A 13,683-nucleotide genomic window follows, 5' to 3' on the forward strand; every position below is an offset into this window, starting at 1 on the left:
GCGCTAGTTTGAGGCAACCATGACCAGACGTACCGGCAGCGCCGATCTTCCTCTCCACACCGGGCGGGTTCCGCCATGGCTCGCGAGTCGCATGGCCTCGCTGGGTGCGATCGTCACGCAGGCGATCGTGCATCATTACGGGCGCGATGAGTTCATGCAGCGGCTGTCGCATCCGTTCTGGTTCCAGTCGTTCGGCGCCGTGATGGGGATGGATTGGCACTCCTCGGGCATCACGACAGCGGTGATCGGCGCGCTGAAGCGTGGGCTTGGCCCGCTCCAGGATGAGCTCGGGATCTATGTCTGCGGCGGCCGCGGCCAGCATTCGCGCAAGACGCCGGACGAGCTGTTGCAGCTCGGTGAGCGCGTCGGCTTCGATGGCGCGAAGCTCACGCGCGCCTCGCGGCTCGTGGCGAAAGTGGACAGCGCCGCGGTGCAGGACGGTTTTGATCTTTATCTGCACGGCTTCTTCGTAACCGCCGAGGGCAAGTGGACCGTCGTGCAGCAGGGCATGAACGGCGACAAGCGCCAGGCCCGGCGCTATCATTGGCATTCCGAGGCACTGAAGAGTTTTGTCGACGCACCTCACAGCGCGATCGACGGCCCGCAGCAGGGCGAGATCGTCAATCTGACCGACCATCGCGCCGACGTCTCGCGCAGCGCGCAACTCGAGCTGCTCACCGAGTTCGGCCCCGATCGCATCCTCACCGAATTCGAACGGCTCTCCGGGACGGCGCCCGAGCCCGCGCAGGCCATGCTGCCGCATCTGATCATGCCGGCACATCACGATGTCAGGCCCAAGGACGTGTTCGCGCGCCGCCTGCACGGCACGCTTGCGGCGGCTGCCGAGCGCGGGCCGGTCGACTTCCCCGAACTGCTGCTGACGCCCGGCGTCGGCGCGCGTACCGTGCGCTCCCTGGCGATGGTCGCCGAGGTCGTGCACGGCGCGCCCTATCGTTTCAGCGATCCAGCGCGCTTCTCGCTCGCTCATGGGGGCAAGGACCGGCATCCCTACCCCGTCCCGATCAAGGTCTATGACGAGACCATCCGCGTGCTGAAGGGCGCCATCCAGAGCGCCAAGCTCGGACGCGAGGAAGAGATGCAAGCGATCAAACGTCTCGACGACCAGGCGCGGCGGCTTGAACGCACTGCAAGCGGCCCGTCGGTCGGGGCCTACATCGAGGGCGAACGTGCAGCCTCGCCCGATCTCGACGGCCGCTCCGTGTTCGGCTGGGAACGAGATCTGGTCGCATCGCGCAAATCGACGACCTGACGCCGCTCACCGGCATCGGCCACAACGGGCAATTTCGCGATCGCGCGGAGGCCCGGCCGCTTGCGCCAATGAATTTGAGACGGATCGACAGCGAGACCGAGCCGTGGCCAGCGCGTCAACAGCGCCTGGAGCGCACACGCCCCCTCGATCCGCGCCAGTTGATGGCCGAGGCAGAAATGAATTCCCGTGCCGAACGAGATGTGGCGGTTGGGCTTGCGTTCGAGATCGAGCCGTGCCGGTTGCTCGTGCACCGCCGGATCCATGTTCGCCGCCGCGAGCATCACCATGACGCGATCACCCTTCTTCAGCCGCATGCCTTCGAGCTCGACGTTCTGTCGCACATAACGCGGTTTTGAAAACTGCACTGGCGAAACGAAACGCAAGAACTCCTCCACTGCGAGCCCGGCGCGGCTCCAGTCCTGTTCCAGCCAGTCGCGCAGACCCGGATTCCTGAGCAGCTCGTACACCGAGCCACTGATGAGATGCGTGGTGGTCTCGGAGCCCGCCGCAAGCAGCAGGAACACCATCGAGACCATTTCGTCCGGCGTGATCTCGCGGCCCTCGCGTTCGACCTGGACCAACTCTGCGATGAGGCCTTCGCCGCCTCGCTCGCGCGCGATTTGCAGCTGCTGTCGGAGATAGTTCCGCATCTTGCGAAACGCGAGCAGCAGGCGAAAGAAGCTGACGACGTTCGTCAGCGAGGACATCGCATTGGCCCAGGCGATGAAGCGAGGGCGATCCGCCATGGGCAGGCCGAGCAGCTCGGAGATCACAGACAGCGGCAGGATGCGCGCATAGCGCTCCACGAGATCGGCCGGGCTTCCTTCCGCGAACAATTCCGCCGCAAGGTCATCCGCGATGTCGCGGATGCGCGGCTCCATCGCGAGGATGGCGCGGCGGCGAAAGGCTTCGTCGACGATGTTCCGCAGCCGGGTATGGTCCGGCTCGTCCATGGTCAGCATGTTGTTGGCGATGGTCCTGACCAGGCCCGGCATCCACCAGCGCAGGCCGGCCACGTCGCCATCTTCCTTGCGCAGCGTAAAAGCCGCGCTGTCCTTGAGCACCTGTGCGGCGGCGTCGTGAGTGGTCGTGATCCAGACGTCGCCGACGAGGGGAAAACGCGTGGCGACCACGGGCCCTTGCGCCCGCAGGGCCGCAATGGCCTGTGGCGGATCGCGAAAGAAGGCCTCGCTGGTGAAATCGAGGCGCGGTACCATGGGATCACCGGACAGGTTGCTGGCGCTTCAACCAGATGGTGTGCGATGCCGCAGGTGCAAGGGCCGGAACCAACCCTCCTCGCGCAACTGGACTAACCGCGCCCTGGCGTGCGCGGGCCGGCCTTGCGCTGCCGCTGGCTGGTGTAGGCATCCCAATGGCTCCAGCTGCCATTGCTCAGACTTTGCAGATCGGTACCGAGCGGACGGCGCGTGCGCTTGTCGTGATCGGCGATCACACGCTCGGACTGCGCGATCTTGCGTTTCAGTTCCGCGATCGCCTTCTGGGTCTGGCCGTTCCGCTTCGAGGACGCGATCTCGCCCATCGTGAAGCGCGCGGTCTCCAGCGCCTTCAACTCGGCGCGGTTTTTCTTCAACTGAACCCGGTGCCAGGCGATGTTGCTGTCGCTGTCCGCAACCATGTGGGAACTCCGCTGATTCGTTCCCACAGTTTATCAAGGGCCGAATCGGCGGGGCAACGCCCACGCCGCGGCGAAAATACGGTCTATTCGAGGCTCATCGCTCGGCAAAGGCCTTTTCGACCACGAACTGGGCCGGCTCGCCATGATTGCCCTCGACGAACCCGCGCTCGCCGAGGAGCACGCGGGTGTCGGCCACCAGCGCCGGGCTGCCGCAGATCATGACGCGGTCGTGGGCCGCTTCGAGCGCCGGCAGGCCGATATCGCTGAACAGTTTGCCTGACGTGATCAGGTCGGTGATGCGGCCGCGGTTGCGGAAGGGATCGCGCGTGACGGTCGGATAGTAGATCAGCTGGTTCTGGATGTACTCGCCGAGCATCTCGTCCTTGGGCAAATGCTCGGTGATCATCTCGCCATAGGCGAGTTCCTTCACATGACGGCAGCCGTGCAGCAGCACGACTTTCTCGAACCGCTCGTAGGTCTCGGGGTCCTTGATCACGCTGAGGAACGGCGCGAGTCCGGTGCCGGTACCGATGAGGTAGAGGTTGCGCCCGTCCTCCAGATTGTCGATGACAAGGGTGCCGGTGGCCTTGCGGCTGACGATGATCTCGTCGCCCTGCTTCAGGTGCTGGAGCCGCGAGGTCAGCGGGCCGTCCGGCACCTTGATCGAGAAGAATTCGAGGGTGTCCTCGTAGTTGGCACTGGCGACGCTGTAGGCCCGCAGCAGCGGCTTCTCGCCGACCTTGAGCCCGATCATGGTGAACTCGCCGTTGCGGAAGCGGAAGGTCGGGCTGCGGGTGGTCTTGAAGGAGAACAGCGTGTCGGTCCAGTGGTGGACGCTCAAAACGCTTTCCTGATTGAAATTGCTCATCTCACCTTCCCTGGCGCGTCATCTGCGATTTTCGAGGCGGGCAGCTATGCGTCGTTCGTATACGATCATTCGTATACAAATGAATAATCCTGCTTGATCCCGCGGTCAAGGCTGCCCAAGATCGAGAGCGTTGCAGTTAGGAATAAGGACCCCTTCCATGGCGCATGACGCACCCCAGGCCACCGGACCCTCGAAGCTCGTGATCCGCAATATCGGCCTGATCCTGTCCGGCGCGATGGAAAAGCCGATCCTGGATGGTGACACCATCGTCGCCGAGAACGGCAAGATCACCGCGATCGGCCGCTTCAAGGACCTCGACACTGAAGGCGCGACCACGATCGTAGAGGCCAACGGCACCACGGTGGCGCCCGGCCTGATCGACAGCCACGTCCATCCTGTCGCCGGCGACTGGACGCCGCGCCAGAACCAGATCGGCTGGATCGACAGCAATCTGCATGGCGGCGTCACCACCATGATCTCGGCCGGCGAAGTGCACATGCCCGGCCGCCCGCGCGACGTCGTCGGGCTGAAGGCCATGGCCATCTTCGCCCAGCGCGCCTTCTGGAATTTGCGGCCCGGCGGCGTGAAGGTTCACGCCGGCGCACCCGTGATCGAATGCGAGATGGTCGAGGAGGATTTCAAGGAGCTCGCCGCAGCCGGCGTCAAGCTGCTCGGCGAAGTCGGCCTCGGCGGCGTCAAGGACGGCCCGACCGCGCGCAGGATGGTCGGCTGGGCCCGCAAATACGGCATCCAGAGCACGATCCACACCGGCGGCCCCTCGATCCCCGGCTCCGGCCTGATCGACAAAGACGTGGTGCTGGAAGCCGACACCGACGTGGTCGGCCACATCAATGGCGGTCACACCGCGCTGCCCGACGACCAGATCCGCTGCATCTGCGAGGGCTGCAAGCGGGGTCTCGAGCTCGTGCATAACGGCAATGAGCGCTCGGCCCTGTTCACGCTGCGCACCGCGCGCGAGATGGGCGATCTGCATCGCGTCATCCTCGGCACCGACGCGCCCGCCGGCTCCGGCGTGCAGCCGCTCGGCATCCTGCGCATGGTTTCGATGCTGTCCTCGCTCGGCGATTTGCCGGCTGAGATCGCGTTCTGCCTTGCTACCGGCAACACCGCGCGGATGCGGCAGCTCGATTGCGGCCTCATTGAAGTGGGCCGCTCCGCCGATTTCGTCATCATGGACAAGGCGCAGCACTCGCCCGGCAAGAACATCCTCGAGAGCGTCCAGCTCGGCGACCTCCCCGGCATCGGCATGACCATCATCGACGGCATCGTGCGGACGCAACGCAGCCGCAACACGCCGCCGGCCGGAAGGGTGCCGGAGGTGGTGGGGAAGTAAGCCAGGAAAATGGTGCCGTAGGGTGGGTTAGCCTTGTGGGCTGTGCGAAGCGCAGACCGCAAGGCGTAACCCACCAACATCGTTCAGCATTCGCTGAAGCATGGTGGGTTACGCCTGCGGCTAACCCACCCTACGAGACCGTCACCTCAGCTTATTCAACAGCCCCATCAGCAGCTCGCGCTCCTTGGCGTCGAGCGGCGCCAGCGTCTCCCGCGTGATCGCAATCGCATTCGGCGCGAGCTTTTCCGACAGCTGCTGACCGGCGCGCGTCAGGCTCACCAGCAGCCGCCGGCCGTCCTCGGGATCCTGGCTGGTCTCAGTCAGTCCGCGCGCCGTGAGGCGATCGATCACGCCCTTGATGGTGGCGACGTCCATCGCCGTGAGACGCCCTAGCTGGTTCTGCGAGCACGGTCCCGTTTCGGCGAGCCTCGACAGCGCGGCCCACTGCGTCGGCGTCAGGTTGGTGCCGATGTCGCGCGAGAAGATCGAGCTGTGGCGCTGCCAGACCTGGCGCAGAATGAAGCCGACCTGCTCGTCGAGCACATAAGGCGGCTTGCCCTGCTTGAGGCTCTTCTTCGCCGTGACGCTTCTTGCCATTCCTGCCCCGCCCCTCACAACGACAGATGCGCGTCGCGGATATCCGGACGCGCGTCAAGCTCGGCCATCGTCCCGCCAAAACAGATGCGGCCGCGCTCGATGATGTAGGCGCGATCGGAGATCAACCGCGCGAAGTGCAGGTTCTGCTCGGAGACGACGATGCTGACGCCCTCCTTCTTCATGGTCAGGATGGCATCGACCATCTGCTCCACGATCTTCGGTGACAGGCCCTCCGAGGGCTCGTCGAGCAGCACCAGCGACGGATTCCCCATCAGCGTGCGCGCGATGGTCAGCATCTGCTGCTCGCCACCACTCATGCGGCCGCCGGGACGCCCCTTCATCTCGCCGAGATTGGGAAACAGCGTGAACAGCTTTTCGCGCGTCCAGTACGGCGCATTCGCTCGCTTGGGCTGGCGGCCGACCTCCAGATTCTCCTCCACGGTCAAATCCGTGAAGATGCGCCGTTCCTCCGGCACGTAGCCGAGACCCTCACGCACGATCTCGTGCGTGGGGCACGCCGAAACGTCCTTGCCCTCGAACATGATGCGGCCGGTGCGCTGTGCGACCAGGCCGACGATCGAGCGGAAAGTGGTCGACTTGCCGGCGCCGTTGCGGCCGAGCAACGCCACCACCTCGCCCTCGCCGACCTCGAAGCCGATGTCGAACAGGATATGCGCCGGGCCGTAATGGCTGTTGAGCCCCTCGACAGTCAGCTTCATGCCGAGGCCCCTTCGCGATGCCCGCCTTCGTAAAGCAGCCCCTCGCCGAGATAGATCGCCTGCACCTGCGGGTTGCCGCGCACCTCGGCCGGCGAGCCCTCGGCGATCAGCGTGCCGCGATTGAGCACGATGATGCGATCGGCATGCTCGAACACCACGTCCATGTCGTGCTCGGTGAAGAGTACACCGATGGACTTTTCCTTCGCGATCTGCGCCGTGAGCCGCATCAGCTCGACCCGCTCGCGCGGCGCCATGCCTGCGGTCGGTTCATCCATCAGCAGAAGCCTCGGCTCATTGGCGAGCGCAACGGCGAGCTCGAGCCGCTTGAGGTCGCCATAGGCCAGCTCGCCGCACGGACGATCGGCGTAGCCGCCCATGCCGACGAGCTCGAGCAGGCGCACGGCCTCGCCGCGGTCGAAGCGCGGCGCCGAGCCCCAGAGATTGAACAGCTGCTTGCCATGCGAGATCAGCGCGACCTGCACGTTCTCGCGCACCGTCATGGTGGCGAAGGTTGCGGTGATCTGGAAGGTGCGTCCGACGCCGAGCCGCCAGATTTCGCGCGGCTTCTTGCCGGTGGTCTCTTCGCCGAGCAGGCGAACATGACCGGCATCGGGACGGTTCTGGCCGTTGAGCATGTCGAAGCAGGTGCTCTTGCCCGCGCCGTTCGGGCCGATCAGCGCCAGGATTTCGCCTGGTCGCAGCGAAAACGAGACGCCGCGCACGGCGTGGATGCCGCCGTAGGATTTGGTCAGACCTTCGACCTCGAGAAGTGGGGGTGCGACGCTCATTCGGCGGACTCGATCGGCTTGGCAAGCAAAGATGATCCGGGCGGCGAGGACTTCCTGCGACGCTGCGCCAAAATCTCCAGCATGCCGACGATGCCCTTGGGGAAGACGACGACGATCAGCACGATGAAGCCGCCGAGCACGAGTTTCGACAGATCGGTCTGGCTGACGAGCCAGATGTTCAAGGCCTTGTAGACGATCGCGCCGATCACGCCGCCCGAGACAGTCTCGACGCCGCCGAGCAGCACCATGACCAGCGCATCGACCGAGAGCGAGATGCCGAGATTGTCAGGGAAGACGCTGCCCTTCAGATACGCGAACAGCGCGCCGCCGATGCCGGCGGTGGTGCCCGCGATGACGAAGGCGGTCCACTGGATGCGCTTGGCGTTGATGCCGACAGCCTCGCTGCGCAGCACGGAGTCACGCGTGGCACGGAGCGCATAGCCGAACGGGGAGAACACCATGACCCTTAGCGCGATCGTCACGAGCGCCGCGACACCGAGCGCGAGCCAATAGAAATGCGACGGGCTTGCCGCCCATTTCTCCGGCCAGACGCCCAGAATTCCGTTGTCTCCGCCTGTCACGCTCACCCACTGGAAGGCGATCGACCAGACGATCTGGGCGAAAGCGAGCGTCAGCATCGCGAAATAAACGCCGGAGAGCTGCACGGCGAAGAAGCCGAATACGGCGGCTCCCATGCAGCCCAGCAGCGGCCCGAGCAACAGGCACACGACCATCGGAAGCCCGGCCATCTTGGCCAGGAAGGCGACGCCGTAGGCGCCGAGGCCGAAATAGGCGGCGTGTCCGAACGAGGCGAGCCCGCCGACCGACATCAGGAAGTGCAGGCTGACGGCGAAGATCACGAAGATCGCGATCTCCGAGCCGACGGTCAGCGCGTAGTTGCCGGCGACCAGCGGCAGCATCGCCGCGACAACGAGAGCCGCGAGCGCGGCCAGCCGCTCGTTCGACGTCAGTGGCCGCCAGGGATTGACCGACAACCCCGGCGTCTTGCGTGCCGCCGCCTCCGGCTTGCCGAACAGGCCCCACGGGCGGACGATCAGCACCACCGCCATCACCAGGAAGACCAGGATGATGGAAATCTTTGGAAAGATCAGGATGCCGAAGGCGTTCAGCTCGGAGACCAGCACCGCCGCGACGAAGGCGCCGACGATGCTGCCGAGGCCGCCGATCACGACGACGACGAACACTTCGACGATGATGCGCAGATCCATCGCGTGGTGCACGGCATCACGCGGGATCTGGAGGGCGCCGCCGAGCGCGGCAAGGAAGACGCCGACGGCGAACACCGACGTGAACAGCCATTTCTGGTTCACGCCGAGCGCCGCGACCATGTCGCGGTCCTGCGTTGCGGCCCGCACCAGCACGCCCCAGCGCGTGCGCTGGAACAGCAGCCAGAGGATGCCGAGCACGACGGGCCCGAGCACGATCAGGAACAGGTCGTAGCTCGGGATGCTCTGGCCGAAGAAATCGACCGCACCCCTGAAGCCCGGCGCGCGGCGGCCGACGAGATCGTCGGGCCCCCAGACCAGCACCACGAGATCCTCGACCATCAGCGTGAGACCGAAGGTGCCGAGCAGTTGGAACAGTTCGGGCGCGTGATAGATCCGCCGCAGCAACACCATCTCGACGAGGACGCCGATCAGCGCCACGGCCAGCGCCGCCAGCACGACGCCGCCCCAGAAGCCGAACGCGCCGGAGAAGCGCTCGGTCAGCGTGAAGGCGATGTAGGCGCCGATCATGTAGAAGGCGCCATGCGCGAAATTCACGATCCGCGTCACGCCAAAGATGATCGACAGGCCCGACGCCACCAGGAACAGCGACGCTGCGCTGGCGAGACCGGTCAGAAACTGTACGACGTAAAATGCCATCGGCGGTCCGGGTTGGGTCTTGGTGCGATTCCGCGGCGAGCGCGGACCTTGTCGGGCGGGTTAGCGAAGCGTAACCCGCCGCCTCTTCGCGTGTGGCACCGAAGACGGTGGGTTACGCCTTCGGCTAACCCACCCTACGGCAGCAGCGTTCGAATGGCTCTTAATCCTTCGGCCGCAGCTTCTCGACTTCGGCGTCGCTGGGCAGATAGTCCGAGCCCTTCTTGTAGGTCGCGTCCACCATCACGCCCTTGCCGTCCTTCTGCGCGGTCTTGCCGACGAAGGCTCCTAAGGTCGATTGGTGGTCGATCTTGCGGAAGGTGATCTCGCCGAACGGCGACGGCATCGAAATGCCTTCTGCGGCTGCGATCATCTTGTCGGTATCGGTCGATCCGGCCTTGGCGATGATCGCAGCGGCCGCCTTGATGGTCTGGTAGCCGACGATCGAGCCGAGGCGCGGATAATCGTTGTACTTGGCCTGATAGGCCTTCAGGAACGCCTCATGCTCGGGTGTCTTGATCGAGTACCAGGGATAGCCGGTGACGATCCAGCCCTCGGGCGTCTCGTCCTTGAGCGGATCGAGATATTCGGGCTCGCCGGTCAGGAAGGACACGACCTCGCGCCCCTTGAACAGGCCGCGGGTATTGCCTTCGCGCACGAGCTTGACGAGGTCGGGGCCGAAGGTAACGTTGAGGATGGCTTCCGGATTGGCCTGCGCCACCGCCTGCACCACCGGACCCGCATCGATCTTGCCCTGCGGCGGCCACTGCTCGTCGACCCACTGGATGTCAGGGCGCTTCTCCGACATCAGCTTCTTGAACACGGCGACCGCGGACTGGCCGTATTCGTAGTTCGGCGCGATCGTCGCCCAGCGCTTCGCCGGCAGCTTGGAGGCGGCTTCGACCAGCATTGCGGCCTGCATGTAGTTGGAGGGCCGCAGGCGGAACGTGTACTTGTTGCCCTTCGCCCAGGTCACCGCGTCCGTCAGCGGCTCGGCTGCGAGGAAGAACACCTTCTTCTGGTTGGCGAAGTCGCTGACGGCGAGGCCGATGTTGGACAGGAACGTGCCCGTCAGCATCACCACGCCTTCACTGGAGACGAGTTCATTGGCCGCGGTCTGCGCATCGGCCGGCTTGCCGCCGTCGTCCTTGGAGATGACGACGAGCTTCTTGCCGTTGACGCCGCCTGCTGCGTTGATCTCTTCGACCGCGAGCTGCCAGCCCTTGCGATAGGGCTCGGTGAAGGATGGCAGCAGCGAGTAGCTGTTGATCTCGCCGATCTTGATGTCCTCTGCCAGCGCCGAATGGCCCATGCCGGCAGCCAAAAGCGCAAAGGCCGCGCCGACAAAATAATTTCTTGCTCGCATCCCAACCTCCAGTTCTGGACTCGTCACGTCTTCTATTTCAACCCGTCTTCGCCCTTGATCTCTGCAACCGTCAGCCCGCCGACGCGCGGCAGCGGACGGCCGCTGTCGGTAACGGCGACCGCGACCATGATCTCGTTGGCGCGCGGCGCGTCGTTGATCTGCACCTCCATGCCGTCGAAATGGCTGCGTACGAAGGCCGCGTCCTTGTGGCCGAGCGGAATGTCCAGCGTCGTGCCCGGCCCGCTGCGCTTTTTCGACGACGGAATCAGCGCCGCGCCCTTGCTCAGCACCTTGCGCACCGGCGCACCCATCTTCGGGTGAAGGATTGCGGCGGCATGTTCGAGCTCGCCATTCTCGCCGACGGCCGCGGCCTTGCCGTAACTGTGCGCCTTCGCGCCATCGATGCCGAGCGCCGCCACGGCGCGCTTCGCCAGCAGATCACCGAGCTCCTCGCCGATCGCGATCAGCGGCGAGAGATCCTCGACATATTGTCCGGCAAAGGGATTTTCGATCACGGCGATCGCCGCCGCCCGCCGGGTCGGCGGCGACACCTGGCGGCCCATCTCCATCCGCGTCTCTTCGACGACGGTGACGATCTTGCGGATGATCGCGCTCATGTTGCACTTCCCTGTTCACGCATCGACCGCGTTCTCCAGCACCAGCGGGCGCGATCGTTGCTCTCTTATATCCTTGGTTCCGATGACAAGCATATCACCACAAAGCCTGAGAACGGCACCCTCGATCAATCCGCGATCGAAGCATTGACGTGCACATTCCGCGCCAGATTCCAGCGCTGCGGTGATCTCGCTACGCGCGATCTCGCCGACGCCGCGGGTAACAAGACGCGCGCCAAGATCGCTGTCGGGCTGAAGCTCGTTTGCGGGTTGCCTGACGATGGCCGGATGCCCGGGCAGATCGACGGCGTTGGCGATCACAGTCGCCGCCGCGTCGGCCTGCGAAGCCGTCGCCGCCAGCACCGTCACCGCATCGGCGATGCCGAGTGAAAAGCTGCGGCCGTGGCGGCCGCTGGTCGCGATGCCGCGCACCGCGTCATCCTCGTCGACCCTGATGGTGCGCATCACACCGTCGCGATCGGGGCGATCCATCAGTCCAACGGAAAAATGCTCGCCGCGCCCGAGATGCAGCGCGATATCGCCGCCATTGTTGACGTAGGCCTGGTCAAGCGACGCAGCGTCCAGCATCGCGCCGAGAATTTCCTCGGCCACACTGCCGGCAACCGCGGCCATCGGCGTGATGAAGCCATCCGAGACAAAAGGCGCGACTGCGGCGTGCATCCGACGCGCCACGACGCCTTTAAGCGAAGTGCGCTGCTCGGCGGGCTTGCGCAGCTCAGGCAGTTCCGCACAGAGTTCATCGAGCAGACCGTTGAACCGCTGCGCCGCAGCCTCATAGGCCGCACGCACGGCGCCGGCACGCCCCCTCGCCTCGATGACCAGATCAATCGGCCCGTCCTGCAAATGCAGCCGCCGGCCATCAGACAGCAAGGCGATTTGCGGCAGCCTCGTCATGGCCGCGGTCCCGGGATCGGGTTGTGCCAGGAGAGCTGACGGACATCGTCGCCGCTCCTGACCTCGGACAGCGGCTTGACGTGATCCATGTGGCCGCCGAGCGCGGCATAGTCGGACAATTTCATCGTGAATTCGATCGGCGCGACCAGCGCCGGGGTCGGCACGTAGCCGAACGCGCCTGAAGGCATCTGCGTCACATCCACCATGTAGGTGATGCCGCCGCCGGGCCAAACGTACACCGCCGCACCGCCGCTGGTGACGCGCGTCAGCGCGTCCTTCACCGAGCGCGTCAGCCGCACCGGATTGTCGGTGACGCCCGCGCGCAAGGAACCGCCGGCCCCGGCCATGAACAGCACCGTGCACAGCGCAGGCTCGCAATTCTCCTGGATGCGCTCGACCGAGAACTTCAGGTCGGCGGGCATCTCGGTCTCGACCGGCTTCAAGGCATCGTCGAGCACGTAGTAAGACGAATGCTCGCCGGTGGTGGACACCATCAGCATCGAGAGGCCCGGCCTGGCCTCCTTGGCGTCGAACGGACCGAGGATCGCCAAGGGATCGGAGATGTTGGTGCCGCCCCAGCCCGTACCGGGATCGGCGACCTGGAAATAGCGGCCGGGCGTCGAACGCCGGCCCTTCATCTTGATTCCGGTGTCGGCGATATCGAGCAGCTTGCCGGCCTGATGCTCGGAGAGCACGCCGGTGATGTGGTCGTCGACCACGACGACTTCATCCACCTTGCCATGCCATTGCTTGGCGAACATGCCGATCGTCGCCGAGCCACAGCCGACGCGCATGCGCTCTTCTTTCACGCCGTTGACGATCGGCGGCTGCCCGGCCTGCACCACCACGCTGGCGCCACCGTCGATGGTCAGTTCCACCGCCTTGCAATTGGCCAGGTCCATCAGCGTGTCGCAGGTGACGCGGCCCTCCTTCTTGGAGCCGCCGGTGAGATGATGCACGCCGCCCAGCGACAACATCTGCGAGCCGTATTCGCTGGTCGTGACGTGACCGACCGCCTCGCCTTGCGCGCGCACGGTCGCGGTCTCAGGACCGAGATAGCGGTCGGTGTCGATCTTCACCTTGATGCCGCAATAGGAGAAGATGCCCTCGGTGACGACGGTCACCATGTCGACACCATCAACCTCGGAGGAGACGATGAACGGCGCCGGCTTGTAGTCGGGATAAGTCGTTCCCGCCCCGATCGCGGTCACGAAGGTCGAGGGCTCGTGGACAAGCTTGCCGTCCCAGTCTTCGGTGCGGCTGAACGGAACGAGCTTGCCGCCATGCTCGACGGTGCGCTCGAGGATCACGTGCGGATCGACGCGCACGAGCTTGCCCTCGTGGTTGGCGTAGCGATCGCAGGCGCCCGCCGCGCCGGGCTTGATGTAGCACATCACCGGACAGGCATCGCAGCGGATCTTGTCGGTGGCAGCGCTCGTTGTTTCCATCACCATGTCAAAGCCGGAGGCCACCGCGGTTATCATTCGTATACGAACGATGTTGCGCGCGGTCCCGATAGCTGTCAAGCGGCGCGGCGCGCGAAAAGACGCGCGTGCCGAATAAAACCTCATTTGCCTCCCCCCTTGTCCACAAAGCGGGCAGTTGCGCTGCACTGCGGCATGGCCGCTTGCACGTTTGTGTACAAACGGTATCGTCGCGACGTAGAAATTTTC

The 13,683-nt window shown here is 65.0% G+C and carries 13 protein-coding genes; 2 read left to right on the top strand and 11 right to left on the bottom strand.

Annotated elements, in window-relative coordinates; genetic code table 11:
- Positions 1-19 precede the first annotated feature (19 nt).
- Positions 20-1,270: a DUF763 domain-containing protein gene (locus tag ACVWZ4_RS32615; RefSeq protein ID WP_456741966.1), complete on the top strand. Its 1,251-nt coding sequence runs from the start codon at positions 20-22 to the stop codon at positions 1,268-1,270.
- Here ACVWZ4_RS32615 and ACVWZ4_RS32620 read toward each other — a convergent pair.
- From ACVWZ4_RS32620 to ACVWZ4_RS32630, 3 genes are all read right to left on the bottom strand, one after another.
- Positions 1,171-2,487: a cytochrome P450 gene (locus ACVWZ4_RS32620; protein WP_456741967.1), complete on the bottom strand. Its 1,317-nt coding sequence runs from the start codon at positions 2,485-2,487 to the stop codon at positions 1,171-1,173. The genes ACVWZ4_RS32615 and ACVWZ4_RS32620 overlap by 100 nt on opposite strands.
- A 92-nt stretch (positions 2,488-2,579) precedes the next feature.
- Positions 2,580-2,906, bottom strand: a complete 327-nt coding sequence (locus tag ACVWZ4_RS32625) for a hypothetical protein (protein ID WP_456703080.1) — start codon at positions 2,904-2,906, stop codon at positions 2,580-2,582.
- Between the two features lie 94 nt (positions 2,907-3,000).
- A complete protein-coding gene (locus ACVWZ4_RS32630) occupies positions 3,001-3,774 on the bottom strand; it encodes a ferredoxin--NADP reductase (protein ID WP_456703079.1) in 774 nt (257 codons plus the stop codon).
- 157 nt (positions 3,775-3,931) lie between these two features.
- Here ACVWZ4_RS32630 and ACVWZ4_RS32635 point away from each other — a divergent pair, with 157 nt between their 5' ends.
- Positions 3,932-5,128, top strand: coding sequence for an amidohydrolase family protein (locus ACVWZ4_RS32635; RefSeq protein ID WP_456703078.1), 1,197 nt, complete (start codon positions 3,932-3,934; stop codon positions 5,126-5,128).
- Between the two features lie 141 nt (positions 5,129-5,269).
- On the opposite strand, the gene ACVWZ4_RS32640 is transcribed toward ACVWZ4_RS32635, so the two are convergent.
- From ACVWZ4_RS32640 to ACVWZ4_RS32675, 8 genes are all read right to left on the bottom strand, one after another.
- On the bottom strand, positions 5,270-5,725 hold the full coding sequence (locus tag ACVWZ4_RS32640) for a MarR family winged helix-turn-helix transcriptional regulator (protein ID WP_456703077.1): 456 nt from the start codon (positions 5,723-5,725) through the stop codon (positions 5,270-5,272).
- 14 nt (positions 5,726-5,739) lie between these two features.
- Positions 5,740-6,444, bottom strand: coding sequence for an ABC transporter ATP-binding protein (locus ACVWZ4_RS32645; protein WP_456703076.1), 705 nt, complete (start codon positions 6,442-6,444; stop codon positions 5,740-5,742).
- Positions 6,441-7,232 (bottom strand): ABC transporter ATP-binding protein, encoded by a 792-nt coding sequence (locus tag ACVWZ4_RS32650; RefSeq protein WP_456703075.1) that lies wholly within the window; start codon positions 7,230-7,232, stop codon positions 6,441-6,443. The genes ACVWZ4_RS32645 and ACVWZ4_RS32650 overlap by 4 nt, the downstream gene beginning before the upstream one ends.
- Positions 7,229-9,118: an ABC transporter permease gene (locus ACVWZ4_RS32655; RefSeq protein ID WP_456741968.1), complete on the bottom strand. Its 1,890-nt coding sequence runs from the start codon at positions 9,116-9,118 to the stop codon at positions 7,229-7,231. The genes ACVWZ4_RS32650 and ACVWZ4_RS32655 overlap by 4 nt, the downstream gene beginning before the upstream one ends.
- Before the next feature lie 160 nt (positions 9,119-9,278).
- Positions 9,279-10,481 (bottom strand): ABC transporter substrate-binding protein, encoded by a 1,203-nt coding sequence (locus ACVWZ4_RS32660; RefSeq protein WP_456734830.1) that lies wholly within the window; start codon positions 10,479-10,481, stop codon positions 9,279-9,281.
- A 32-nt stretch (positions 10,482-10,513) separates the two neighbouring features.
- Positions 10,514-11,098 (bottom strand): amino acid synthesis family protein, encoded by a 585-nt coding sequence (locus ACVWZ4_RS32665; protein WP_092230294.1) that lies wholly within the window; start codon positions 11,096-11,098, stop codon positions 10,514-10,516.
- A gap of 15 nt (positions 11,099-11,113) precedes the next feature.
- Positions 11,114-12,010, bottom strand: coding sequence for a UPF0280 family protein (locus tag ACVWZ4_RS32670; RefSeq protein ID WP_456734829.1), 897 nt, complete (start codon positions 12,008-12,010; stop codon positions 11,114-11,116).
- Complete coding sequence (locus ACVWZ4_RS32675) at positions 12,007-13,464, bottom strand: 6-hydroxynicotinate reductase (RefSeq protein ID WP_456705252.1); 1,458 nt, start codon at positions 13,462-13,464, stop codon at positions 12,007-12,009. The genes ACVWZ4_RS32670 and ACVWZ4_RS32675 overlap by 4 nt, the downstream gene beginning before the upstream one ends.
- Positions 13,465-13,683 lie beyond the last annotated feature (219 nt).

It is taken from the genome of Bradyrhizobium sp. USDA 4472 (assembly GCF_054058595.1).